General features: G+C 61.0%; 30 protein-coding genes. 1 reads left to right on the plus strand and 29 read right to left on the minus strand.

Features of this window, described 5'->3' with window-relative positions; genetic code table 11:
* Positions 1-32: 32 nt before the first annotated feature.
* The 29 genes from AB1286_RS29875 to AB1286_RS30015 all read right to left on the minus strand — a co-directional run bounded on the left by AB1286_RS29875 (position 33) and on the right by AB1286_RS30015 (position 24,316).
* Positions 33-2,693 carry a lytic transglycosylase domain-containing protein gene (locus AB1286_RS29875; protein ID WP_430366801.1) on the minus strand — a complete coding sequence of 887 codons (2,661 nt, stop codon included), beginning with the start codon at positions 2,691-2,693 and terminating at the stop codon, positions 33-35.
* Positions 2,693-4,222, minus strand: a complete 1,530-nt coding sequence (locus AB1286_RS29880) for a hypothetical protein (protein WP_430366802.1) — start codon at positions 4,220-4,222, stop codon at positions 2,693-2,695. Before AB1286_RS29880 ends, AB1286_RS29875 begins: the two co-directional genes overlap by 1 nt.
* Positions 4,223-4,226: 4 nt before the next feature.
* Positions 4,227-5,009 (minus strand): hypothetical protein, encoded by a 783-nt coding sequence (locus AB1286_RS29885; RefSeq protein ID WP_430366803.1) that lies wholly within the window; start codon positions 5,007-5,009, stop codon positions 4,227-4,229.
* Positions 4,988-5,482 (minus strand): GNAT family N-acetyltransferase, encoded by a 495-nt coding sequence (locus AB1286_RS29890; RefSeq protein ID WP_430366804.1) that lies wholly within the window; start codon positions 5,480-5,482, stop codon positions 4,988-4,990. Before AB1286_RS29890 ends, AB1286_RS29885 begins: the two co-directional genes overlap by 22 nt.
* A complete protein-coding gene (locus tag AB1286_RS29895; protein ID WP_430366805.1) occupies positions 5,479-5,814 on the minus strand; it encodes a hypothetical protein in 336 nt (111 codons plus the stop codon). The genes AB1286_RS29890 and AB1286_RS29895 overlap by 4 nt, the downstream gene beginning before the upstream one ends.
* A gap of 12 nt (positions 5,815-5,826) precedes the next feature.
* Positions 5,827-6,207 carry a hypothetical protein gene (locus AB1286_RS29900; protein ID WP_430366806.1) on the minus strand — a complete coding sequence of 127 codons (381 nt, stop codon included), beginning with the start codon at positions 6,205-6,207 and terminating at the stop codon, positions 5,827-5,829.
* 9 nt (positions 6,208-6,216) lie between these two features.
* Positions 6,217-6,795 carry a hypothetical protein gene (locus AB1286_RS29905; RefSeq protein WP_430366807.1) on the minus strand — a complete coding sequence of 193 codons (579 nt, stop codon included), beginning with the start codon at positions 6,793-6,795 and terminating at the stop codon, positions 6,217-6,219.
* 1 nt (position 6,796) lies between these two features.
* On the minus strand, positions 6,797-8,266 hold the full coding sequence (locus tag AB1286_RS29910; RefSeq protein WP_430366808.1) for a hypothetical protein: 1,470 nt from the start codon (positions 8,264-8,266) through the stop codon (positions 6,797-6,799).
* A 2-nt stretch (positions 8,267-8,268) separates the two neighbouring features.
* Positions 8,269-9,222, minus strand: coding sequence for a hypothetical protein (locus AB1286_RS29915; RefSeq protein WP_430366809.1), 954 nt, complete (start codon positions 9,220-9,222; stop codon positions 8,269-8,271).
* A complete protein-coding gene (locus AB1286_RS29920; protein WP_430366810.1) occupies positions 9,222-9,425 on the minus strand; it encodes a hypothetical protein in 204 nt (67 codons plus the stop codon). The genes AB1286_RS29915 and AB1286_RS29920 overlap by 1 nt, the downstream gene beginning before the upstream one ends.
* Positions 9,426-9,467: 42 nt before the next feature.
* Positions 9,468-9,866, minus strand: a complete 399-nt coding sequence (locus tag AB1286_RS29925; RefSeq protein WP_430366811.1) for a hypothetical protein — start codon at positions 9,864-9,866, stop codon at positions 9,468-9,470.
* A 51-nt stretch (positions 9,867-9,917) separates the two neighbouring features.
* On the minus strand, positions 9,918-11,234 hold the full coding sequence (locus tag AB1286_RS29930) for a P22 phage major capsid protein family protein (protein WP_430366812.1): 1,317 nt from the start codon (positions 11,232-11,234) through the stop codon (positions 9,918-9,920).
* A 57-nt stretch (positions 11,235-11,291) separates the two neighbouring features.
* The gene (locus AB1286_RS29935; protein ID WP_430366813.1) at positions 11,292-12,200 is read right to left on the minus strand and encodes a hypothetical protein; all 909 of its coding nucleotides are present in this window, start codon (positions 12,198-12,200) and stop codon (positions 11,292-11,294) included.
* Between the two features lie 78 nt (positions 12,201-12,278).
* Positions 12,279-14,351, minus strand: a complete 2,073-nt coding sequence (locus tag AB1286_RS29940; protein WP_430366814.1) for a portal protein — start codon at positions 14,349-14,351, stop codon at positions 12,279-12,281.
* Positions 14,348-14,677, minus strand: coding sequence for a hypothetical protein (locus AB1286_RS29945; protein WP_430366815.1), 330 nt, complete (start codon positions 14,675-14,677; stop codon positions 14,348-14,350). The genes AB1286_RS29940 and AB1286_RS29945 overlap by 4 nt, the downstream gene beginning before the upstream one ends.
* Positions 14,665-15,915, minus strand: a complete 1,251-nt coding sequence (locus AB1286_RS29950) for a PBSX family phage terminase large subunit (protein WP_430366816.1) — start codon at positions 15,913-15,915, stop codon at positions 14,665-14,667. Before AB1286_RS29950 ends, AB1286_RS29945 begins: the two co-directional genes overlap by 13 nt.
* The gene (locus tag AB1286_RS29955; RefSeq protein ID WP_430366817.1) at positions 15,912-16,463 is read right to left on the minus strand and encodes a helix-turn-helix domain-containing protein; all 552 of its coding nucleotides are present in this window, start codon (positions 16,461-16,463) and stop codon (positions 15,912-15,914) included. Before AB1286_RS29955 ends, AB1286_RS29950 begins: the two co-directional genes overlap by 4 nt.
* The gene (locus AB1286_RS29960; protein WP_430366818.1) at positions 16,463-16,648 is read right to left on the minus strand and encodes a hypothetical protein; all 186 of its coding nucleotides are present in this window, start codon (positions 16,646-16,648) and stop codon (positions 16,463-16,465) included. Before AB1286_RS29960 ends, AB1286_RS29955 begins: the two co-directional genes overlap by 1 nt.
* A gap of 157 nt (positions 16,649-16,805) precedes the next feature.
* The gene (locus tag AB1286_RS29965; protein ID WP_430366819.1) at positions 16,806-17,042 is read right to left on the minus strand and encodes a hypothetical protein; all 237 of its coding nucleotides are present in this window, start codon (positions 17,040-17,042) and stop codon (positions 16,806-16,808) included.
* The gene (locus AB1286_RS29970) at positions 17,039-17,341 is read right to left on the minus strand and encodes a co-chaperone GroES (protein ID WP_430366820.1); all 303 of its coding nucleotides are present in this window, start codon (positions 17,339-17,341) and stop codon (positions 17,039-17,041) included. Before AB1286_RS29970 ends, AB1286_RS29965 begins: the two co-directional genes overlap by 4 nt.
* Complete coding sequence (locus AB1286_RS29975) at positions 17,338-17,529, minus strand: DUF6582 domain-containing protein (RefSeq protein ID WP_430366821.1); 192 nt, start codon at positions 17,527-17,529, stop codon at positions 17,338-17,340. The genes AB1286_RS29970 and AB1286_RS29975 overlap by 4 nt, the downstream gene beginning before the upstream one ends.
* A gap of 618 nt (positions 17,530-18,147) precedes the next feature.
* Entirely contained in the window at positions 18,148-18,576 is a 429-nt protein-coding gene (locus AB1286_RS29980) for a hypothetical protein (protein ID WP_430366822.1), read from the minus strand.
* Between the two features lie 5 nt (positions 18,577-18,581).
* On the minus strand, positions 18,582-18,920 hold the full coding sequence (locus AB1286_RS29985; RefSeq protein ID WP_430366823.1) for a hypothetical protein: 339 nt from the start codon (positions 18,918-18,920) through the stop codon (positions 18,582-18,584).
* Between the two features lie 66 nt (positions 18,921-18,986).
* The gene (locus tag AB1286_RS29990; protein ID WP_430366824.1) at positions 18,987-19,460 is read right to left on the minus strand and encodes a DUF2829 domain-containing protein; all 474 of its coding nucleotides are present in this window, start codon (positions 19,458-19,460) and stop codon (positions 18,987-18,989) included.
* 88 nt (positions 19,461-19,548) lie between these two features.
* Entirely contained in the window at positions 19,549-20,136 is a 588-nt protein-coding gene (locus tag AB1286_RS29995; RefSeq protein WP_430366825.1) for a hypothetical protein, read from the minus strand.
* Positions 20,133-21,920, minus strand: coding sequence for a toprim domain-containing protein (locus AB1286_RS30000; RefSeq protein WP_430366826.1), 1,788 nt, complete (start codon positions 21,918-21,920; stop codon positions 20,133-20,135). Before AB1286_RS30000 ends, AB1286_RS29995 begins: the two co-directional genes overlap by 4 nt.
* Positions 21,917-22,798 (minus strand): hypothetical protein, encoded by an 882-nt coding sequence (locus AB1286_RS30005; RefSeq protein WP_430366827.1) that lies wholly within the window; start codon positions 22,796-22,798, stop codon positions 21,917-21,919. Before AB1286_RS30005 ends, AB1286_RS30000 begins: the two co-directional genes overlap by 4 nt.
* Positions 22,795-23,061, minus strand: coding sequence for a hypothetical protein (locus AB1286_RS30010; RefSeq protein WP_430366828.1), 267 nt, complete (start codon positions 23,059-23,061; stop codon positions 22,795-22,797). The genes AB1286_RS30005 and AB1286_RS30010 overlap by 4 nt, the downstream gene beginning before the upstream one ends.
* 457 nt (positions 23,062-23,518) lie before the next feature.
* Positions 23,519-24,316, minus strand: a complete 798-nt coding sequence (locus tag AB1286_RS30015) for a hypothetical protein (protein ID WP_430366829.1) — start codon at positions 24,314-24,316, stop codon at positions 23,519-23,521.
* A gap of 127 nt (positions 24,317-24,443) precedes the next feature.
* Here AB1286_RS30015 and AB1286_RS30020 point away from each other — a divergent pair, with 127 nt between their 5' ends.
* Positions 24,444-24,659 (plus strand): DUF4224 domain-containing protein, encoded by a 216-nt coding sequence (locus AB1286_RS30020; protein ID WP_430366830.1) that lies wholly within the window; start codon positions 24,444-24,446, stop codon positions 24,657-24,659.
* Positions 24,660-24,668 lie beyond the last annotated feature (9 nt).

The following is a 24,668-nucleotide window of genomic DNA, read 5'->3' on the forward strand; positions in this document are numbered from 1 at the left end:
CGGTGGGCGGGTTCGCTGGGTCAGTGATTCTGTTACGGCTGTTGCTTACCGAGCTGCGCGTTCCTGCGCATCTCCTGCATGATTTGCGTGTACTGCTTCTGGCCGCGGCGCGTTTCCGCGAGGTCGGATAGCTTCCTGCCGAATCGTTCTCCGGCCACCGATCCAAGCCAGCGCGCGCCCGGGATCTGCGTCGCGGCGCCGAGCACATGCCCCACGTTCACGCCAACGCTCGGGGCGTATTTCTCGACGAATCCAGGCTTCGCGAGCCGCGCCAGTTGGTTGCCGGCACCCTCGTACGAGTGCACACCTGGCATGATCTGGCCGCCGTAGTTCAGCGTGTGGAAGGCCTGCACCTCGTCCGGCGAAAAGTTGCGCGTGATCTTTTGCCCGACCGACGAATTGAGCACCTTGTTGACCGCGTTCTGGTTCCATACGCCGGCTTTCGCCCCCCCTGCCTCATACACCGAGCGCGCGAGCGCGCCGCTCATTTCCTGGCGCGCCTGGGCTGCGGCCTGCTGCACCTGTGGGGGAACCGGTGGCATTCCATTCGGCGCCCCGCGAATTTGGCCGCGCGACAGATCGTCGAGCGTGTCGTGAATGTGCTGCCACTGGTCGAGTGGCATCGTGTTGAGCTTCTGCGGGATGCTCTCGAGCGACGGGCCTGTTTTGATGCCGTTGTCGTCATATTCGCCGAGCACCGAGCCGATACCTTTCGAGTCGAGCAGCGTCTGTTCGACCTGATGGATGCGATCGCCGAGCTTGTACATTTCCTGGCCGCCGGCCGCAGCAATATCCTTATCGATCGCACCATTCAACTGACGCACGACATTTCGATTGGACGGACTCCATTCGCTGTTGATCGACTTGCGCACCGCATCCCATGCGGCCACGCTGTTCGGCGCGTACATGTCGCCGGAGACCGGATCACGAAAGCCCGTCGTGCGCGCGAGCTGAATCAGGTCTGCGGCGCCTCCAACGGTCCCCTCGTTGCCGCTGAGTTTGACGCCGGCTTGGAACTGGGGATCACTGAGCAGTGAATCGATGTGGGTCGTTTTGATCGGGTTGTCGCCGGCCACGCGCTGGGCTTCGTCGTAGATAGCTCGTTTCGTGTCACGCAGGTAAGACGTGAGGCTGTCCTCCGGTCCGTAGATCGCATCGTTGATGACGCGGCCGCGTTCCTCGTTGGTGAGGATGTTCTGACTGGCGCCAGTCGCGTCGATCCGGTCCTGCGCATAGTTGGACAGCGCTTCTTGCTCGTTCGCGATCTGCTGCTTCATCGCCATCGTGCCCGGCGTCTGGACCGGTGACTTGGCCGCTGCGTATTCGTCTCGAAGCGTGTTTTCGTTTCCAGTCACCACACCCGGACGCACAGTGTCGCCCTGATCGCCGAGGATCGTCGAAGCGATCTGCGAGCGCACAGCCTGCTCTTGCGGCGTCACGTCCTGTGCGATCTTCGACGTCTTTACCTGGGGAAACGGCCCGCGCGCGTTTTCCTCGCCAGTTAGCACCGGATATGGGTTCATGTTCGTCGAGGCAGCCCCACCACCGACCACCGTGCGCTCCTGCATCGGCGGTGCAGTCGGCGTCGGGGATGCCTGCGGGTGTACGTTGGCGTCATCTGCCGCCGTTTCCCACGCAGCATCGCCGGCCACAGAGGCCAAGTTGCGTGCCATCGGCGCAACAGCCTTCGCCACGCCCTTCACTGCACCCGGCACGAGCATCGAAAGCGATCCAGCCATGTTGGAAACGTCTTGCTGCGGGAGGCCCGTGGCATTGGCGACAGCTGTCGCGCCCTTGTTGATGGCGTTGCCGGCGAGACTGGCAAGACGCTGCGACTCTTCGTTTTGGTAGCCAGCCGTGTTCGTGACGCCGAACAGGTTGCCGAACGGGTGAATCGAGCCGCCGAAATCACCAGTCGCACCTTGTTGAGCCTGATCCGGCGATTGTTGCAGCGCGCGGCGTACGGCATAGTCCGCGCCCTGCATGGCGGCGCCGGGTGCGCTTGCGATCGTATCGGCTAGTCCTGCCATCCCCTGGCCGAAAGTCGCCAATGTGCTCGACTTTTGAGTCGAGGTCGAGGGCGCGACCGCAGCGCTCGTCGGTTGAGACGCTTGCGTCTGAGCCGATTTTTGCGCCTGCTGTGTGCCGCTCTGAAGCGTCGCGAACAGATCCGACATCGGCCCCGTGTTCTGCTGCGGCTGCTGCCCTGAGTTGGATTGCCCTGGGATCGTCGGAGCGGGCGCCGAGGCGCTCTCGGGAACGCCCGCCATGACTTTCGCTATGTACTGCGTCGGATCGGCATGCACGAAGCCGCCATAAGATTTCAGCGCGCCCTGATACGTGCCGCCGTTTTGTTCCTTCAGTTGCTGGATATACCAGTCCGCTGCCGCGCGCGACTGCTGCGGATCGAAGGGATCGAACTTGACGCCCTGATTGCGAAGCATCGCCAGCGTCGACGGCGTGAACTGATAAGGACCCATCGCACCAGTCGTCTTGTTGACGAGGTTCTTACCGTTGCTGCTCTCCGTCATCTCCAGATTGTCGAGCATCTTTGCCGGCGTCCCGTAGCTCTTGGTCGGGTCGAACGCGATATTCGACGGCGTGCCCGCGGAAGCCGATGCTGGAGCTGGAGAACTCGGCGCAGCTTGCGGCGAATTGCTTGCCCCTTGCAGCGTGGCGAACAGGTCATCCATTACTGGAGACTCCCAGTATTCGACAGTTGCTGTAGGTTTTTGGCCTTCTGCATCATCGCGTTATAGCCCTTTGAGTTCAGGCCTCCGAGCTGCTTCACGATCGCTTGCTGTTCGGCCGCGTCGCCGTTCTTGATCGCGTTGTAGTAGCGAAAGATCGTCGGGTCGAAGTTCGCACCCCAGGCCTGATCAAACTGACGCTTTGCGAACACGCCGGCGGACGGATTTGCTGCGATCGCGCGCTCGAGCCCGGGCTGATACGACTGCGTGCCGGTCACCAGTGCGTCGTTGAGCTTCGTGATTTCCTTGATCGCCTGCGGTGTGTATCCCAGGCTACCGTTTGCCTTGATCTGTGCGTCGAGGCCGGCGTTCGTCTGCGGCCCCATCGACTGAGCGGCTTGCAACGCAGAGCGCTCGAGCCCCTTGCCCACCATGTCGTAGGCCGTGGCCGAATCTTTCGCATCGCCGGGATTGAGACCGAAAACGCTTGCGATGTTGCGCCACGCCGGGCCGGACACACCCGTCGCTCCGACGTTATCGATGTTGGAAAGCACGATCCGATTGTTCTCATGCTGCGTGCCGGCCGCCGTGTACTGCGTGCGCGCGGAGTCGCGCTCGGCTTGAAGCTCGGGCAGCGCTTGCACGTCGCCCGGCTGCGGTACGTACACGCCCTGCGTCGGGGGATTCGTCACGCCGGTGATGTTGCCGTTGGCATCCCGGTTCACGACTGACATTCCGCCCGTGAGCGGATTGCCGGTAACCGTCTGCCGTCCTTCCGGGCCGACCTGATTCGCGATGCCACCGCCGGTCGGCGTGCCCGGCTGCACACCGTAATCGCCAGTGTTCGAAACCGGGACCGTGGCCGCGCCGTTGTTGATGAGCGCGGTGCTCGCGCGTCGCTGATCTTGCTGCGTCGTTGCAGGCGTCGTCGTGCGTGCGAGCTGCGTCAGCACTTGGCCAAGTGCTTGCGGATTACTAGCCGTGTTCGCAATCGCCTGTTTTGCCTGGTTGACAAAGCTAGTTCCGTAGCCCGTCAGTTGCGGCGTGAGAGCGTCGAGCTGCGCGCCCATCTGCTGCGGCGTCGATGTCACGGAGCCGTCGGGGCGTACGAACGATGATATCGCCGCATTGACGATTTGATGATCGCCTTGAGACATGTTCGCGACCGTCGTCTTGTACTTGTTGATCGCATCGGTGTGCGCCAGTAGCTCTTGCCCGTAGAGGTTCTGGGAGAGCGGAATGTTATGAGTTGCCCATACCTGAAACTTGTTCGGATCTACCGTACCGTCAGCGTTATAAAACGATGAATTCGGATCCTGTAGCGCCGCGGAATAGGCCTGGCGCTCCGACTGAAGCTGTGCGCCTTGGCTCGCCTGCTGCTGAAGATTCAGCGTCTCGGCCTGCATCATCTGGTTCTGCTGCCGGATGTTAGCGAGTTGCGCCAGCGACACCATCGGTTGCAGGGTTTGGCCCATCGACTGCATCGGGCTGCCCTGATTGACCTGCAAGGGAATGCTCGGATCGATCGGCATGTCGTTACCCCGTGTAATTAGCGATCATGTCTTGGGGCGTATTGGCGCTCATCGCCGACGCATTAGCGGCTCCCCCAAACAGGTTTCCGCCTGCGAGGTTGTTCATCATGTAGTACCCCATCGCGTTATTGATGCCGCCGGTGATGGCGTTGGCCGTGCCCACCGTGCCTGCGGCCTGCGCATTGCCCGCCCCGGTGATCGTGTTGGCGATTCCGCTCGCCATGCCGGCGCCCGTCATCCCGGTATTCGAGGCAGCGTTTTGTCCAAGCTGTGCGAGGCCGGCGAGACGGTTGTAGATGTTTTGGTTTTGCGTCTGATACTGGTTGAACTGCTGATTGTTCTCGTTCATGTACAGATTGGCCGCATTGTTAAAGCCCGTCTGTGCGAAGTTTTGGTTGTAGTTGATGAGACCCTTGAGGGCTGCGCCAGAGAGCGCACCGTCCTGCGCAGCCTGGCTGTTCTGCAAGGCTTGCGTCCCCTGATCCAACTGGAAGTTGTACGCGGGGCTCATGTACTGCTTCCAGTTCGTGTTGTTGATCGACGGCATGATCCCCATGGGGGTATTGAGCGCCGGCAACTGACCGGTAAGCGTCGATAGCGCAGTCGTCCCGGTATTCAAGAACGGCTGCTCTTGCGACACCGTGTTGTTGTACATCGCCATTTGGGCGGTTGTCGCATTGTTCGACGCCGCGGCTTGGGTGTCGGCGGCCGATTTCGACGCGCTCCCCGAGATCAAGCCACCCGCGATCGACCCGCCGACAATGGCTAACGGCACTGCTGCTGGCATAGCCCATCCCCTTTGCTCAGACCGTACACGAGCTGGTCGTGAAGCACTCCGTTTTTCAGAATGCTTCGGTCATTGGTTCCGAACTGCTTCATCCCGCAATCGATCGCGAACTTCGCGGCGATCTTGTTGTACGCGGGCACGTTCGTGATGATTCGTTCGCACAGCGTGTTTTCGAACATCCACGCACACCCGGCCGCGCCCGCTTCCTTCGCAAATGGTCCCCATGCGGCCGGCGTCATGCACGTATGGACCTCGTAACAGACCGTGTTGTGCGGATGAAGCATGAAAACGCCGAGTACTTTTCCCGTGGCGTCCGACGCCGCGAGATAGACGATCCTTTCGTCCATGGGCGGATCGAAACTGTCCACCCCGGGTGAGCCGTCATCGGTGATGTGACGATAAACCCACCGATTGGTCATGATCGACCGTATCAGGCCGATGTCTCGCGTACGCGAGATAGAAACGACGCTCATTCCACGAACAGTTGCACGTAGAGATCGCCCGCGCCCACGCCCGTTGCATCGCTATCAGCGACGCCCGTCGTCGTGGCTACCCACATCGTCTTGCTGAAGTTCACGCCGTCGGGCCATGCGAGCGGCAACTGACTCGACGCCGGCACCTCGATCGTAAGCGCGGGCGTCGTCGTGCCAACCGTCGGCGCATCCGTCGACTCATACAGCTTCACATAGCGTGCTGCCGCGTTCGTGTTGATCAAGAGCGCGCCCTTGAGATTGGCGCCGTATTGCTTGACCGGGTTCAGGTTGGTGCTCGCCTGCGAGACGAGGCGAAATTTCATTGCGGACATGCTTTTCTCCGTTTAGACGATGCCGATCTCACCTTCAGCCTCGAGCACGAGGCCGGCCGCAGATCCCAAGCCAGTCAGGAAGTCGGCTACGTCGAGACGGCACAGGCCGTACCAGTCGAGGTAGTTGCCGGGGTTGCCGGCGGCCGGAATACTCGTTCCGTTGAAAGCGAATGCGGTCCCCGATGCTGATCCGCCCGTCGCGCCGATGTAAAGCGACGGGGAAGCTGCCGACGCGCCTGTATTGACGATGCGGATATGCTTCAGGACCACGTAGGTATTGGCGTTCGTGCCTGCGAGCCCCGTCCCTCCGCTGAGCGATGGCGGATTGACGATGTTCGCGGCGGTCGTGCCCAGTGCTACCGGGCCGAAGCGCAGTATCTTGTTCGCTGCCATTTGGATTCCTTACTGTGGCATCAGGAAGCCCTTGACGTAGACCTTCTGGATGCCAGAGGGAATCGCCGAGGTAAAAGTGAGTATCTTGCCGTTGAGCGAGAACGTATCGCCGCCCTGAAATCCAGCGTCGAAGGCCACGATCAAATTGGCCGCTGAGCCGTACGGCTGTGAGAGCGTCAGCGTCGTTGACGTGCCGCCCGTGAAATCAACGCCCGCGGCAAAGCCGATCGTGCCGCCGCTACCCTGTTCGTCGAACCATCCGCCCGGCGCGAGCAGTCCCGCGCGCATAATCAGTTCGTCGGCCTCCGGGGCGTCGAGCAGCAGCGCTGGCCCAGCCGCACCCGGAATGCCAGGCGATCCAGCCGGGCCCGGAATCCAGAACCCATCACTCGAATCGCTATCGCCGTCTCCCAGAAATGCCGGGGACGTCATGATCGTTTCGGACGTGCTGCCCGACGATCCAGACGCGCCCCCCGTTCGCTGCCAAAGCGTCTGGATCAGATAGAAGAACGGGCGAACAGGGCGTCCTTGCGCGTCCGTCCACGACGGCACGTTCGCCAGCGGGAATCCAGCGGGGATATTGGGCATGTCAGCTCACGATCAGCGTCGCGCCAACGACATCGCGCGGAACCGGGTCGGAGAATTTCGCCTCATACACACGATCGCGCGCGTTCCCGAGGCGTCGCCAGATGGCCCGGTTCTTCGTTTTGCCGACCTTCCCGATCGACTTCCAATGCTCGTTGCTCCACGTCTGCCCGGCGTCGTCGGACCATCGCAGCATGACTTGCGGGTCGCTGCCTTGACCTGTCTGCAATCCGACGCCAGGCGTGAATTCGAGTTGCAGCCGCTGATGGAAAACGCGCTCCCGATCGCTTTCGTCCCAAACGTGCGGCGTGCGGCGCCAGCAAACCAGCGGCGCGCCGTTATCGCTATAGGCGGAGCGCGTCATCTGATACAGGTTGCCGTTCTGGTAGTCGCCCACCATCCGCATACCAGCGAAGTTCATGAAGCAGTTGGAGCGATGCCGATGGAACTGTCCCGCGGCGGCGTCATAGCTCAAACGCTCATGCCATAGGTTTGTGGTTATGTCCCAGACCCATGTCGCGTCGGCGGTCGGGAACGTGAGAACGTAGAATAGGTGCCCGTCCTCCTGATAGGCGTACGCGATCGCGTCGCTGATCACCGGATAGCTGGCAATCGCATGATTCACGGCGATCGTCGATCGATCGGCGATCTCATACCCAATTGCAGCCTTCACCGTGTTCTGGCCTTGCTCGTTCGCACCCAGCCATATCAGGCTGTTGCCGGCGCGCGCGATGCTTTGTGCTGCCGCGCATCCATGCTGCATCGTGACACCCTGAAGCCGCGAGAACGGAAACGTCGCGCCGCCCGCGTCGTACCAAACCTCTGTGGTGCGCTCTCCGATGAGCCACAACTCGCGCTTGTCCTCAATGAATGTGACGAGGTTGTCAGTGCTTGAGTCTTTAAGTGCGAAGTACGTGCCGTCGAGGGCCGTCTTACCGTCCCAATACAACGGCGACGTATAGAACGTCTGCGAATTCGGTTTGTTGAATACAAGCCAGCCATCGATAAAGGCGACGCGCGTCGCGCCAAGCCACGCCGCATCTGCAATCTGCCAAAACGTGGCCTTCGCGATGTTCACGATGTAGCCATTGGGGCCATCAACAATCGCAGCGATGCCGCCAGCGCCATTGTCGCGCACGACGACTGGACCTGAGCTCGTCAAGAGCGTACCGACCGCCATCGAAGTGAGCACGGCAGGCATCGTCTCGGTCGCGGCCGACTTAACGGTAACGATGAAAGCCTGATTGCCTGACACCACGATCGCCTGCGATCCGCCGGGAAGCACCCAGCCACCGCGCACGGGGCCGCTGCCGATCACGATCTGACTGAGCAACCCCGGCGTGCCGAGCAGGGCTTTGGGCGTTTTCGAATCGCCGTTCTGCGTGACTTCGACATACCAGTTCACCAGCTTTTCGGCATCCTGAAGCAACATCGGCGCTTCATACGCCTGCCCGACAAACGCGAATTGAGGCATGGCTAGCGAAAGCCTCCATGCAAAATCCAACCGGCATCATTCTTCGCGCGGCCGGCAATCGCGTGGTCATACGTCGCGGTGCTCTGCGCCTGGGCATTCAGGTTCTTCACTGCGGCCTTGGCGATTTTGTATTGCTCGACAAGCGCTTGCGGCATTGGCGCCATGCCCTTGTATTCCGGCCACAACTCGAGCGCGAGCGCGACCTTCAGGAAACGCGCATAACCCTGCGGCAGCGTCACCGGGGTATCGAGCGTCAGGAAATCCGTGAACAGGTTGTCGGTCCACAGATGCACCTCACCGCCCTGTGAAGGGTTGGGGAAGAAGTAGAACGTCCCGAGCGGGACCGCGGCGTCGTAGTACAGCACCTTCGGCCATGGGCCCGGCTGATTCTTCAAGCCGATCGACGACCATTGGTCGAGGCCGATTACGTCGAGCGGATAGTCGACCTGCGAAATCCCGCTCGTCGTGAGCCGCGTAAAGCCGGTTAGGACACGCAAGGGACGCTGGATCGCGATGTTGCCCGGCGTGGTGTACGTGATCTGGAACAGTACCGAGAACGTCGCCGTAGCAGGGGCCGACATCGTCATCGTGTTTGCGCCGATCGTCGTTACCGTCGCACCAGCCGCAATGCCCGATCCGCTCACCGAAGCGCCGATCGCGAGATCAGCGGGCATCGCAGTGACGTTCGAGATGACGTTGCTTCCCTGCGTCACTGTCCCGAGGAACGTCCCGCCGGCCGGATTGCCGACCGTGTAGATGTTCTGGCCGCTCGTCAGGTCGAAGATGTTCTCGACACGCGCGTAGCAGGCGAGATGATCATTCGACAGGCTGTCGAGCAGGTCGTTGAGCATGGCGAGCGCATCGCTCGCTGTATTGTCGTCGGGCGTCTCGCCGGCCGCGAGCTCGTTGATGCGCTTGAGCGCGCCCGTAATGACATCCAGCGCAGTCGCCGACATTACTTGGCCTCGCTCTCAGCCTTGGGCTCAGCTTTGACCAGCGACGCGAGATCTTCGATCCAACCTTTCTTCAGAGCCACCTTTTGCTCGTCGACGGACTCGACGATCATCGTCTTGAGCGTGCCGGTTTGCGTAGCCATCTTGAGCGCTTCCTGGTCCTCGAACTGCCGATCCGCGCGGTAGAGCATCTTGGGAAATTCCATCATTCCTCCGGTTTCATTGGGGCGCCGAAGCGCCCCGCGGCGTTAGAACGAGTTCATGTAGCCCGAGCCGGCCGCGACGACGTCGCCGGGTTGCGGGCGCGAGACTTCGAACGTGTACGACCCGGCGTTCGGCGTGATCGGCGACGCCGTCAGATTGGCGAACGTGATCGTGATCTTGTCGTTCGTGGTCGCATCCGCGGTCACGTTGACAATCGCGAGACCCGCCTGGAATGCACCGGGCAATGCAAGCGATTGCAGGTAGTCGCCCGGCTGCGTGCCGAGGCCCACACCCGTGAACGACTGCTGCGCCGTCGTATTCGCAGAGACAGCCGCCGGCGTGATCGACGCCGTTTGCAAAATCGCCTGCTTCTGGATGTTCCCGACGGAACCGGTGGGGACCGGATTCGACGTGATCGCCGGACCCGGATTGGTCGTGGTCATATTGCTTGCTCCTGAAAAGGAATAAGCCGCCTGAGAGCGGCCTCAATGCGGTTAGCCGGCAACGCGGCAGGCGAGCTCTCGGTACAGAGACGCCCAGCCGTACAGCACATCCATACGAGCCGGGATTGCGTCGTTGTTGATCGTGTACTGGCGCACGATGCGGATCGACATGCCGGTCTTCTTGTCGGCCGCGCGGCCCGCGAAGTGGACGCCGTCGGGCAGCTCCAAGTCGGCCATCGCCAGCGTGAACGCGTTCCGGTGCAGCGCCATCGACTGCGGGCTGTACGTGCCGCCCGCGCCGAACACCGTAATGCTGGCGTTATTGGCCGGCGCTGCGGAAACGTTTTGGAACTGGCCGCCGCTGATGATCGCCGGAGCAATCGTCAGTTGCAGGATGCCCGAGCCGTCCGACGTGTACTTGCCGTCCACCACCTGGCCGAAGCTGTTGGTGATCGGCGTGAACGTGCCGTTCGACGGCGTACCCACGGCGGGGCGCACGACGAATTGACGAAGCTGATTGGATCCCCACTGAGCGCGGTTTTGCGGGTTCACCGCGTACACGCCGGCAATCGTGATGACGTCGCCCACGTTCAGCACGTTCGTCGAAGCCGTCCAGCCGGTCGTGTACAGCGTGCCGTTGTCCTGCCAGCCGGTCGTGATCAGGGCTGACGAGGTGCCGGACGTCGAGAACACCGGCGTGCCGCCCTGCGCACCCACGTTGTAGCTGTTGACGTTCTGGTCTTGGTACCAGTCGAAGCCGAACGTGGCCTTCCCGAGCATGCCCTTCTTGTACTGCTCGCCGATCGCTGCCTGCGGGTTGAAGAGTCCCTTGAGCGCGTCGGCCATGCTCACCATGGAAAACGGGTCGAGGATGATGCAGCGCTCCCCGTCATCCGGCGTGGCTTCCGAATCCATGATGGCCTTCGCGGTCAGCGCCGTGAGCGCGGCCGTCGGCTTGGTGCCCGGCGTTCCGACTGCGTTGGCGGTGTTCTGATAGGCAAACTGCAAGCCATCGAAATCCACCTTGTTCGCGATCGTGGCGACCGCCGGCTTGATGAGGCGCCGACTGAAATCGTCCATCGACAGCAAGAGGTCAGCCGTCGAGAACTGCGTATCGACGTGGAATTGCGTCGTCAGCGTGACCGGCACGCTCGATTCGACGAAGTCCTCGACGTTCAATGCGGGGCCGACCGTGCCCTTGAAGCGGGCCGGACGCCGCACGTTGACCGTGTAGCCGATCTTCGCGCCGGGGATGGCGAACTTGTCGTCGTACTCGCGCGTCACCTTGTCGGAGAAGACGCACTCGTTTTCCAGGACCATCAGCGACTCATTCGTGATGTCGCTGATGGTAAGCATCGTGTTGCTCATTTCAGGCTCCATAAATGCAAAAACCCGCCGAAGCGGGTTTCATTGGCTTGTAGAGCGCTACCGGCCGTTTTGAGCCTTGATCTGCGCCTGTCGATGAGCCTTGTACTCTTGGTACGTCATCTGCTCGGTAGGCTTTTCGACAGGTCCTGACGCTCCGGTCAGAGGCTCGATAGGCGGCGGCGCCTTTGATTTTTCGACTGCGGATTCCGGCTTCTTCTCAGCGCCGGTTGCCGGTTGTTCCTTGGGCTTTTCGCTGGCCTTTTCCAGTTGATCCTCGAGCTTGCCGAGCATGCGCAACGCGGCGGTCTGCGACATGCCTTTCAGCAGGCGAGCCTCGCTCGGGTTTTGAGCCAGGTAATAGGCCAACTGCGGGCCCATGTCGCTCTCCACGATCGCGACGTACAGGTGATTCGGCAGGTCGATCTCGGACTTGCCTACTACCTCATCGAAATCGGCGAGTTCGCTCTTAGCCATCTCCAGGCGCTGCGCCCAGTTATCGGCGAGCTGTTGCTGGGTTGCCTCGACGCGCGCTTGCTGCTCGGCTTGTTGTCGCTCTGCCAGCTTCTGATCGACCTTCCAGTCGGTAAGCGCTTCCTGATAGTCCTCGTCGGACACGAACTGACTGCGCTGCGGCTTCGGATCGGGGTCCTTCGGCGCCGGCATAGCCTGATTCGCCTCCATTCGCGCGCGCAGATCCGCCAGTTCCGCCTCGAGGCGCGCCGCTCTAGCGGCTGCTTCTTCGGCTTCCCCGCGTGCGGCGTTGCGCTCGTGACGCGTACGGACCAATTCCTCCACCAACGGCTTCTTCTTCGGCTGCTGCTCGCCGTCCTTGCCGGTCGTTTCAGCGCCCGTTGACTGCGGATCGCCCGTCTTTTCAGGCGTCTTCGCTTCGGGTGCCGCGGTGGCTTGGCCGGTGAGGTGCTGCATTAGCGTCTCGGAAGTGACAACGGAACGTGTTTCGGACATGGATAACTCCACGAGCCCCAATGAAAACGCCCCACGCGGCGGGGTAACCGGGTGGGGCGAGAATGAAACTTGAAACTGTCAGTGCGTCGCGTCGTTCTTGGCTGCTGCCTCGATCGCGGCGGTTTCCTTTCGGGCGTCCATGTGCGCCAGCAACAGCGCGATGTGCCCTTTTATCTCTTCGATGTCGCGCGCGGTGGTGTCGCGGCTCGCGACGTCGTGGCGCTTCGTTTCGTCCTGCATCTGCGCACGCCGCATTTCGCCGGACTGCTTCATCTGCTCAACGCTCATGCGGTACTTCTTGTCGAGCTCGGCCTGCTGCAATGCTTGCGTGAGTTGCTGATTTTTCCCTTGCAGTTGCGCGATCATCGCCTTCACGTCGTCCGGAATGTTCTCCGGCATCTGCTTCTCGGCCATCGCGATCGGGTTCGCCGCGGCAAGGCGCTCCGCGATCTGATCGGCGCCCGGCCAGTCGAACTGACGCATGATGATGTCGTCGGCCGTGGCCGCCACCTTCTCGCCGAGCGGCGTGCCGAGTAGGCCAAGCATGTTGTCTGCGGCCTCTTCGCGCTTCGTCTGGTAGCCCGGGCCGGTGTCGATGATGATGTCGTACTCGCCAACCGTCACGTCGTTCAGCGTCGCAGTGATTACGCCCTGCTCGTTCGTCTGCTTCTGGTTGATCGTCACGCTATCCGGCACGCCGTCTTCGCCGATGATGCGGATGACGCGCTGCGTGTCGTAGTAGTGCGGGATCAAGTCCAGAATGATCTTGCCCGTATGCCTGATCGAGCGGCACAGGTTGTCGTAGAAATGGAAGTTCGACCGGTCGGACTGCTGCTGGCGGCGCTGCACCATGACGCCGCTCGTTTCCTGCCCGGGTGCGCCGAGCGCCGGATCGAACATGCCTGCAACGGCCTTCATGTCCTCGCTCGCGCCGATTGCCGCATTCACCTGGGCCTGCGGCATGCCCTGCGGCTGCTGACGCTGCGGCGGCGGCACAGGTATGCTGCCGTCGAGCACGACGGGCTTGTATTCGAGGTAGGAGAAGCTCTTGTTGTTGGCCGCGTTCCAGACCTCTTCCTTGCCTTCGAGCTGTCCTTCCGCCACGACCCATGGCGCTTTCGGAGCGAGCGCAATCACTTCCGTCTCGCACGTGCGCCAATAGTTGAACATGCGCTGCGGGTCCTGCATCCCGCGCACCATACCGTAGCGGATCACCTTGCCCTCGAGCTCGTACTCGGCGCCGTAGACCGGTATCACCGGGATCCAGCGGCCGGGCCATTCGCGCTCGGCGAGGATCTCCTTGGCGGTCATCTTGTACCACATGACCCGACGGCGCACCGAATCGCGCTCTTGCACGATCGAGATGCCGAGACGGTCGAGTTCATCCTGCTTTAGTTGCGACTTGTAGGCCGTCTTTCCGGTCGACAGCAGACACAGCACGTCGGGCGTCTTCTCGACCTTGAAGTACTCCGCCACGCGGATCTCGTCGTCGGTCGCCCAGTCCATCAGCTCGTCGCCGGCCCCAAGCGTCTTGAAGTCGACGATCTGCGCCTTCGGATACTTGCGCCGGAATTTCTTCTTTTTCATCCGGTCGCTAATGATGCACCACTCGGCGTCCGAGCCGTCGGGCTGCGTGCTCGAGGGATCAAAGTACACCGTGAACGGGTTGCGTACGCGATCGACGTACAGCTCCTGGTCGAAGCTATCCTCGCGAACGTAGCGCGATGCCACGCGCCAGTATCCCCAGCCCATACGCACCTGGAAGTCGGCCGCCGTGTCGTAGGCCACATCCGCGTTGCTGTTGACCTGGATATGCCGCATCAGGCCTGCGATGACGTCGGCCTTCTGCTTGTCCGCGCCATCCGCGACGGCATGGACCTGGATACGCGGCCGCTGCTCGCGCATGTTGTTGACGGCCTGCCGTACGAAGGCATCCGTCTTGTTGATCGTGAGGCAGGGGCGATGCTCAAGTTCGCGCGCCGTCTGGATCATAGCCGGCCACTGGTCGCCTGCGGCGAACTTCAGGTCGAGCAGTGCCTGCGCGCGGTTCTGCGTATCCGCATCGACGGCGATCTTCAGATTCTCGGCGCACTCTTTGATGATCGACGAGCGGCCGGACTCGAGCGGTTTGCCTGACGGGTCGACGATCACGCTTGCATCTCCGCGAGGCGGCATGCTTTGTACTGCTGGTAGTCCGATGGATAAGCGCCGGGGCGCCCCCGAGACCAGTCCCACGGAACGGTCGGCAATGCTTGACCTGTGAGCGCGTTATATCCGCGCACGCCAGCCGCATATATCACGTTGTCGAATAGCCTGCGGATCGCTCGGTTACGCTTGCCCCAACGCCGATCCGAAACGTGAACGTGAAACGAGTTCCAGCCGATCGGCACGTGCGACACATCGATGCGCGCGAAACTGCTGTCTCCGACTCGGTAGAACGAGATATGCGGCTTCGTTTGCTGCTTCATGCCATCCATGAGCCGGCCCCTCCAACCAGATGCTGCGGCACACGCGAGACCTGCGGCTTCACGACACGCTTCACAGCCCGGCGCGCACCTTCGCAGGCATATCGCAGCGCATCGATCACGTGGTTGTCCTTGTCTTCAAGAATGGGGAGCACCTGATCCGTCAACGGATCGGTCTTGTAGCGGTACAGCGACAGCTCGTCGATCGTATGCACGCACCGCGGATGCACGATGATGTCGAATGACTTCAGGAACTCGACGCCTTCTTCCAGGCTGCCCGGGCCCTTCACGGCCTTCGTGATGCGTGGGAAGCCGTGCTTCTGCATATGGCTGATCGTTTCTGGGCGCGACGAGTCGGCCGTGATAGGCCACTTCTCGGCATCCGGCACGCTCATGAACAATTCGGGCAGGTTCACGATCTCGCACCCGACCTGATACGCCTCTTGGTCGACGTAGAGCGCATTGCCCTCGATCGAGCAACGGATCAACACGCTCGGATCGATCGAAAATCCCCAGTCCGCGCCGAGGCGGAAGATCGTGCCCGCCGGCCGCTCGAACTCCTCGATGCGCCAGTTCTTGAAAACGCGCGCGTTGCTGCTCTGCTGATAGCCGCCGAGCCAGATGTGCGTGTACTTGTCCGGGTCGCGCCGCTTGTCGTACTCCATCTCCGCGACGAGCTCGGTTTCGTGGAACCACGGATTGTCCGAGTAGTTCGCCTGCACGACGGCCGCGTTCGGCGGTGCATCCGGCCCGCGCAGCAGCGCGTCCACCGGGTCCGTCTTGAAACGCGGGTTCCACGAGAACCACAGCTCGGACTTCGGCTTGCGGATCGTCGGGCGCAGCATGTCGAGCGACTTCTGGCTCAGCGTCTGCGCTTCCTCAACCCAGGCGACGTCGTAGCCCTCGAGCGACTTGATCGACTCGGCCGTATGGTTCGCCATCCCTTCGAAGATGATTTGGCCGCCGTGGATGCTCTTGATCAGCGCGTCCTGCACGTCGAAGTAGTAGCCGGTGTTCATCGTTTGAATCTTCGACTCGAGCAGCTTCTTGACCGACTGCTGAAGCGACTTCTGCTTTTCCCGCACGCAGACGACGTCTGTCTTTTCCATCGCCGAGCGCTCAATCACTGACTCGCCGAAGAAGTGCGACTTGCCGGATCCCCGGCCGCCGTACGCGCCCTTGTAGCGCGCGGGCTCGAGCAGGGGCATGAACACCCGAGGCGTGTCTAGGACGAGCTCCGGTCCGCTCATTTCGATTCCACGACCTTCGCATCGATGATGCGCCGTGTGATCGTGCCGATCCGGCCGGTCACCGGGTTGTTGATGCGCTCGATCTCTTCCTTGTTCGCGCGCAGCAGGTTCACGCCGATCTCGCTCGACTCATTAGCCAGTTTCGTCAACGCTGCGATTCCCTTCAACGCGCCGATGCTTTCCTCGTTCAGCGGCTGGGCATCGTCAATCTCGGCTGCCTTGCTGTGAGCAATCCCAGACAATCGATGCGCGGTAGCTGCGCCAAATCGAGCCGCACCTGCGAGATGCTCGCTGATAGCCTTGAGATCGTCGGCGAGCGACCGTGCTGCGATTTGTTCCGACGCGTTGAGAAACGAAAGAGCGCGCTCGGTCTCAACTATTTGATTCGCAACATTTTTGATTGTTGCGTTACGTTGCGAAAAGCGACGCGTGACAGCCGCGCGATCGACGCCGAACTCTTTCGCCAAAGCAGCGGCCGACTCACCGGCGAGCAAGCGCTTACCGATCGCCTCCCACTGGGCATCGGTCAGCTTCGACGGGCGCCCCATCACTGCACCTCGGCCAAGAACCGGCGCTCGATCGAACCAGTTACGCCCGTCTCTACCATTTCGACCTCGACCCAGCCGCGCTCGTAGGCGTCGGTGCGCGGGTTGTAGCCGTGCTCTGATACGAGCCGAACGCGCTTGCCGTCATTCGGGCTCGTCGGGCAGCAGATTACGTGCGTGGCTTCCATCATACCGCTCCGCGCCAGGCGCTGATCGAGAACGTCAGCACCTCGCCTCGTACGCGGACATGCAGCGGGAGGCGATAGCTCAGCGCGCGGACCTTCTGCGCCATATGCTGAGAGTCATGGAGGGATCGGATCGGCAGAGAAACGAGCGGCGGCCGTTTCATTCCATCACCTTGCGCAAGTGGACGGCTTGGTTCTGCTGCACGCCGCAGTTCGGGCAATTGCAAATCGCCCTCAACTGGCGAACTTCGCCGGAAGGGGGAACATCGCCGCCGTCGTAGACATGCGCCTCGCCAGCCTTCGGATCGGCCGACGCTTCGAATTCGGTGAGGCACAGATCGCACGAAAGATCGACCACATACGCTGCCATGTCGAGGCCCTGCTTCGTGATCTTCATTCCAGAACCCCGCACACATCCGCCTCCTGCATGATCAGGTAGCGCTTGCCGTCCTCCCGATGCTCCCGGTGCTCGAACTCGCCGAACACGACGCGATCGCCGACGTTCAGCACGAGCGGCACGCGGTGGCCGGCGCCGTTGCGCTTGCCCGGGCCGACGGCCACGACAACGCCCGTCTTACCCAGGTGCCGCTTGCTCTCGATCGTCTGCGCCACCTTGACGACGATTCCGGCGTCGGTGACGTCGTCGCGTAGTTCGTCCGGCTCGACAACGATTCGGTCATCGGTTGGTTGGATCATCGTTTCTTTCCAAAAGCGCGGCGCGCGGCCGCATCGATCTTCTTGTGCTCGGGCGGCGTGGCATAGCCCTCGTATGACTCGGCCGCGCGGACATGCGCCTTGTCCTCAAGCGGGAACTTGCGATCCTTCGGATCAGCGAAGTCCGACGGCTTCAGGCGCTTTCGAGCCAGACTGCTCAGCTTTGCCATTCCGGATCCAGAAATGAAAAACCCCGCACTTGGCGGGGCAAAGGTCGACGATACGGGCATGTCGAGCGGAGAAAATGCTTTCTGCTATTCTTTACGGGCCGGGGCCGCGAACCCCGGTTGCGGCTTCGCAAACCGCTAAAGGTGATGCCGAGTGAAGGCGCCGTATTCGGGTCGTGGTGCGCCCACGCTAAAAAGCGAGTTTCGTGGTCCACGCCACGTTAAAAAAGTGAGCCCCCGTGTGCGACTACCCGATCGGAGTTGAGCCGTCTGTCGATTGGACCCTGACCATGGGAGAACCCCCAATCGCCAGCGCGTGAGGCCGTTCTAGAAAGCTGACCGCAAGCGCCAGCCAGGGCGCTTTATAAGTACACACAGGTCAAACGCCTGTACCGGTACGGGCATTTCTTGGGTTACGCCATGAAACGCTCGGCAGCAATGAAGGTGGGCGCTTGGGTCGGTGTGGCGATCAAAGTCATGCAACTTGTGACTGTGGTCGTCCATTTATTCCGGGAACTCTCCTAGGAAACGCGGGGCGGCTTCGGCCGTCCCGCTACTCCTGAGAATCTAGAATGCAGTTATTCAGCCTGCCTATCAAGCGCCAATTTTCCGGCAAAGTGTTCAATCCATACAAGCGCTGTGATGTTCAACTGAAATTGAACACTTCTCAGCCGTCATCGATTCATGCACCTTGCGGATCGTTTCGCGCATCGCGATAGCTTGACGGGCAAACCGGCGCGCGCGGTTATAGACGGTGCCGCGCGCGCACTTTTGCTCTCGAGCCAATGCCTTGATGTTCACTGCGTACCAGTAGACGCCCAAAAACGCCGCGGCAGCCTCCTCGTCACCGCCTTGCTCGCACAAGCCGTGGATCGCCGCGTTGAAGTGAGGCATCGAGGCATCCATCAACGCATCAGGTTCGACGGTGCGAACCTTGGCCGGCTGTAGGCGAGCCAGAATGTTCGACTTCACGCCGGGTGCCAATAGGCGCCGAGTATTGCACCAGTGAACCCAGCGGGCAACGTATTGATCAAGGTCGGCTTCACTCACTGTCGTTACCCTCCGAAAACCCGACGCCACCATGGCTTGGCGGCTTCTGCGCCAAACTGCTCGTTGACGAGCACCGGCACCATTTGTCCAATACCCGGTGCTTCTGCTTCACGCTGCTCGAATAGCTTCGCGTCCGGGCCGCAGTCCAGCACTTCGACTGCCTCGCGCAGAAACTGTCCCTCACCGCGCGCCTGGGAACATGTCGCCAAGGCGCGTCCATCGACCGGACTACTGGGTGCCGATGGATGACCGCACATCATCATGACGTATGGCGGGTATCCGGCATTAGCATTCGCCAAGGGATTCGGCATCGCAACGTGCTTGCAGTCTTTGCAGAGTTTCATCGTTCCTCCAAGTGCCCAAGGGGTCTTACGCGCAACGTCCGCTGCCCCGAGGTGCTGCGCTCGTGGTTATTCGACAATCGCCCAGTCGTCGGCGAGCATGTCGGTCTGCGATGCCAACCAGCCGATCACAATGCTTCCGTCGGCGGCACACATGTCGATATGCGAGAGAATTGTGATAGAGGCAACGCCTTCGGCCTCGGCCTGTGCCTTGCACGCTCCGCTGCGGGCAGCCTCAAACGGGATGACGCTCCCAGGGGTCAACGCCAGCCACATGCCCTTGCCATTCCACCCAGCCCGAGCCACTCGCGCGCCTTTCTTCAGCGCCTCAATCGCCAGCCCGAACGACATGCCGCTTGTCGGGCGATAGGCGGCGTCCGCTTGCGCCTTCGGAGACCAGCTCACGTAGCCCGCATAGTGCGGCGTGTTCGGCGCGCCACCGTCGAGGTATTCGACGAGATAGCCTTCGTCTTCCGGGTTCTCGTCGGCGGGAAGCAACCAGCCGCGAAAGTCGTTGTACTCGCCGCGCGTCATGGGTTGCATGCGCACGAGCTTCGTGCCGATGTAGGTTTGCATTTTTCGTCCTTGTCGCCCAGTGATCAGGCCTAGCCGAATTGAAATTGGTGAATGATTAAATGAACAATCTGCGGACGGCCCGAGCGCGACCGGTGAGGTCCTTGTCCGCGTAGTCCTGGGTGCCATCATCGAAGTGCTGGTACCAGGCGTTGAGGGCCGAGTACTGCGTCGATGACCAGTACCAGTCCTTCTCGAACTGCTCGGCGCACGTGGCGTAACAGAGGTTCAACTCTCGCTGCGCCGGCAGATAAAAATCAGAGCAGCCGTCCTTCGTGTACTTCGACGCCCATTCGGCCGCCGGATGATCGTGCTCACGCTCAACGAGCGCTCGCGTGTTTTCGAGTCCATCGTGCAAGCTCTTCGCTTCGTTGCCGCCGGCGCCCCATTGCAAATCGACGCCATCTTCGATCGCCGCAATCAGGTGATACGGCCGCTTTCCGTCGCGCGCGGGCATGATGCCGGCATAGATCCCGCCTTGCCCGTCCCAATAGGCGCCAACCTCGGGGACCGAAAGTCCGAGCACAGTATTGCTAGTCTCGGCTATTTGCTCCGACAGCGATGCGATACGCGGATCGTTCATCGAAAACGAGATTTTCAGCGCGCCGATCTCGATAACGGCCAGATTGCTTTCGATAGTGCTCATGCAGTTTGCTCCTGGTTCGTGTTGCTATACGGCAAGTACACGTGGGGACGGCGCGCTGGGCTCGTGCAGAACTGCTGCGCGTCGCGATTGAAAAACAGCGCGAGCGAACGATGCTGCGTCTCGCCGTTGCGCTGCTTGTAGAGCGTCAGGAATGAATCGGGCGTATCGTCCGGTCCTTCCGTCTCATCTTTCTGGGCAGACCAGACCGCGAAGACGTTGTCCGCGGCATCGGTGATGACGCCCGCGCCGGCGACGTCTTGCTTTCCCGGCGTGCGCTTCTCGTCCTGGCCTTTGCGCGGGTGCGCGACGAGATGCACATGCGTGCCGTTCGTCCGAGCCCAATTGGCGAGCTTGCGCATCGCCTCCTTCTGCGCCGTAATGGCGCCGGAACCGTCCGATGGGACGTCGGTCATCATCAGGCTGTCGATCACGCAATGACGGATGCCGTAGCGCTTGTACGCGTACGTGAAGACCATCAGCAGCCGATCGATCGACGCTGTGCCGACAAGGTTGAAGAGCCACAGACGATCGCGTAGCCACTCGGCCATAAAGTCGAGATACGCCGGCGCGGGACGGTCAAGGCCTCCTAGTTGCTTCGCTACGCGCTTGCCCTGACGCTCCGGCGTCATCTCTCCCGAGAACACGACGGCGCGCTCGCCTTGTTGCATGAGGCCGATCTGTACCTGGTTGAGCAGCAGCGATTTCCCGTGGCCGTTGTAGCCAGTCCAAACCGTCACCTCGCCCGGTCGAAATTCGAACCACACCTGCGACTCGGAGCCGAACCGGAGAAACGGATCGTGCGTTTCGTCGTGAGCGGGATAGAACAGCGCTTTGACGCCCGGCCAGAAGTCCGCGATCGACCGCAGTTCGTCCGGATCGAACGTCCGCGATTCGCGAAGGCACCTCCTGAATTCATCGTGGGTGGCACCGCCCTGCAAGTACTCGTTGGCGTCCTTGGCATCGCCGAAAGTGACGACCTGGCATCGCTCGAGGCCGAGACGATTCGCGACCTCTTTGACGCCCTTGCGGCCCGCCTCGTCGTTGTCGAAGCAGAGGTAGATCGTGCTGAAGCGCTCCAGGCGCTCCCAGTCGTTGTCGATCCACTGGTGATTGCCGGCGCCTGCGTTGACCGATAGCGCGGAAATGCCCACCTGGTGCAGCGTCATCGCATCGATCTCGCCCTCGGCGATTGCGATGGTGCGCGCTCGCGGGTCGATCAGATGCCAGCCGAACAGGCACGGCTCGGCGCCGGCTTCCTGCCGCATGTCGCGCTTGTCAGAGACGTTCCGATACTTGGCGTTGATGAACTCGCCATCACGCAGGTATGGAAACACGGCGAACGTAGCATCGCCGCGGCTCTGCTCGGCGATCTTGAAGTCCGCAATCGTCTGCTCGGTCAGTCCGCGATCCGACAGCCACTCGCCGATCACTGTCGTCGGCCGCTTCGCCTGCGGTCGGGCCGGGCGCGTATAGACCGGCTTACTCCGCTCGGGCATGTCGTCGCGCACGCCGAGGAATTGCTTCGCCTCGCGCATGGCTTCGGCAAGCGACAACGCGCGGCATTGGCACCACAGGTCGAGCAGATCGCCCGTCTCGCCCGTGTTGAAATCCTTCCACACGCCGCGCTTGGCGCCAGAAATGCAGACGGACAGGCTGCCCCCAGCTTCCCCACCGATGCTGCCGGCCTTCCATTCCTTGCCCTGCTTCTTGCCCTGTGGCAGCAGATGCTCGGCGATCGTGGCGGCGCTCTCGGCCATTAGCGCGGACAGTTCGCGTGCGTTCATGCGGTCGCCTCCGGCCAAGGCTCGACGTTCGCACCGGCGATCTTGCGTATCGGCCGCCCGTCGCGCCACAAGCCCGCGCTACGCTCCGTGGCGCCGGCGTTCATCGCCGACCATTCGTTGTCGAAACCGGCACGCGCCCACCATGGATCCGACGCCGAGGCGCTCGAGAGCAGATCTGGCGCTTCGGCACACTTCGGCGCGTATTCCTCGAAATGCCCGTCCGGTCCGAAGAACGTCGATGCTTGCTTCACGAACCGCGTGCCGATGTTGCCCGCACGCTCCATGGCCTTCGCATAGCCTTTGACGGCCGCGATCAGGACGTGCGGATCGATGCCTTCGCGCATCCGGGCGTTCCATGCCTTCAATGCCGTCTTCTTGACACTTCCGCCTTCACGCTTCGGATACAGCCGCCATGCTTCCTCGAATTTCGTATCGATCTCTTTCGCACGAGAGAGTGATGTAGTCTCTGTAGTAATCTCTGTCTTATTACCGACTTGCGGATTCCGCACTTCCCGAGCTGCGTTTTCCGCATGCCCCGAAATGCGCTTTCCGCAGTTCGCGAATTGCAGGATCTCGTTCAGGCGATCGACATCGATTCGGTAGTAAATGCGATGCTCAAATCGCTTGTGCGTCTCGATCAAGACTTTTTGCTCGACGAGCTGCTTACGAGCGGTGACTTGCTCGCGGTAGGTCATGCCCGTTTCGGTTTCGATTTCCTCGACAGTCTTGTAGACGCCGAACTCGGATGTGGCCTTGTCCTGCCAGTAAAAGATCTGAGCGAAGAAAAGCACTGCGTTGACGCTACCAAAGTGCTTGACGAGACCTGGGTAATACGCGACGGGACGCCCAAGATCGAGCAGATGATCGGATGCCCTCACTCGTGGTCTCCGAACAGCCGGGAAAGCTGTGCCGCCTCAGATTTCGGCTGACAAAGCGACTCCATGAGCGCCAGTTCCATAACGGCGATCCGATTGGGTGTTCGCGCCTTGATCTCGGCTTGCTCTTCACGCCAAACCACGCGCCGCCATAGAGGCGATGCAGTCGGCGATTTGATTAGCATTCCCAAGGCCGTAATACGCGCTTCACGCGCCACTTCGTCGGCCTCGGGACCTTCCAGCCCCATGTGTGCGGCTTCGCGCATCGACCATGTTTGAAGACGCGGCCGAGTGAATGCGCGCGCCGTGCGCACGCGCCGCTGAGAGATAGTCATTGCGGGCCTCAGGCGGCTTGCTGTTCAGCGTGTGCAGAAACGGCGGAATAGCCGAGTGGATCGGCGATCCATCGGTGTACTTCCGCGTTGTCATAGAGCGAGCACGAGCTCGTGAGGCGGATTGGCCGCGGCGCCTTGCCGGCGAGGCCGAGCTTGCGCCAGGACTCGCGACACATGCCGATGAACGGCTCGATCTGTGAGAACTTGGAGCGGCCGATTGGAGGGAGGATCGGCGCTGCGGCTTGGCCGCGGTCGGCCGTTTCGGATGCCTTAGTCACTTTCGCTCAACCTTGCTGTGGTTGGTAGGTGAGCGAATCGTAGAGAAGTGGAATTTCTAAAACCCGAAATCGAGTTGTGCAAGACGATTTCTGGTTGATTGGCCAGGCTCCTATTTCCCGACTGCGAGGTGTTTGGCCATGGCCTGGATAGGATTGGTATCCTTCACAAACTGGGAAGTGGCGTCCCGCAGATACTTTGCGATCGTCTCGTCGGATAGGCTGATACCCATACTCTTTACGTGATCCTGGATACTAGACATAACACCTTTTGCTTGCTTCTTTGCACCAGGTTTGTATTCATAATTCTTAACAGCCATCGCCGCGAGTAGCTTATAGACGGCATTCTTTTCCGTAGCGCTCATGTCGGCTACCGCTTCAAGAGGGGGACGACTATCGTCAAGCAGGCCCCGTAAATCATCGGAAGCGATCCATATTTTATCGCGAGGAAATTCGTCATAGCAAATCACAAAATCTTTCGAATTTCGACTGTCCATTGATACGCCAGCCTTCCTTTTCACGATTTGCAAAACGGATTCCTCATCGTGATCGACCAGCAATGTACCATCCACCCATGCGGCTTTCGCAATCTTATCGTCAATCGGCTCGAATCTCACTTCGCCGCTGCGAGGCCCCTTGTATAGCCGGTAGTAGCCCATCATTCCCTCTATTTCTTGACTACCACTAGCAAGGAAACCGGGGGTACGATGTTGTTTGGTTTCAGGCTCATTGTGCGAAGCAAGATAGACCCTCTTCGCATAGCGCCCGGTTGCATCAAACCATGCATCCAATTCCCCATACTCGATTTTGTCGACGATGTCGCTGGAGGTGATGGGTTCGCCAATCTTCTGCGCGGCAACTTGCGCAGCTTCAGCAATGGAATACCAGTATTTGAAAGCTCCGATCTTCATCTGCGACCTCACGCACCCCTAAAAATGGAACCGCGCCAACAGGGTAAGGGAGCCCTGCTTTCGCCCCGTCGGGCTAGGCGCGGTTGTCAACTATTATGGCGGTCTACCGTCCTATCCTGAAACCGCCATGCCTACGATGTTCCTGACCGAAGACGATCTGACCGAGCTTACCGGCAAGCGCCAAAACGCCGCCAGGATTCGCGTGCTCAACAGCATGGGCATCCAGCACAAGATGCGGCCGGACGGCTCGCTCGCCGTGCTGCGATCCCATGTCGAACGCCTGTTCGGAGAATCGTCGAGACCGGTACTAACGTCGGACTGGAAACCGGATTGGATGAAGTAGCATTCGCTA

This window comes from Trinickia sp. NRRL B-1857, from assembly GCF_050470685.1.
Classification (GTDB): domain Bacteria; phylum Pseudomonadota; class Gammaproteobacteria; order Burkholderiales; family Burkholderiaceae; genus Trinickia.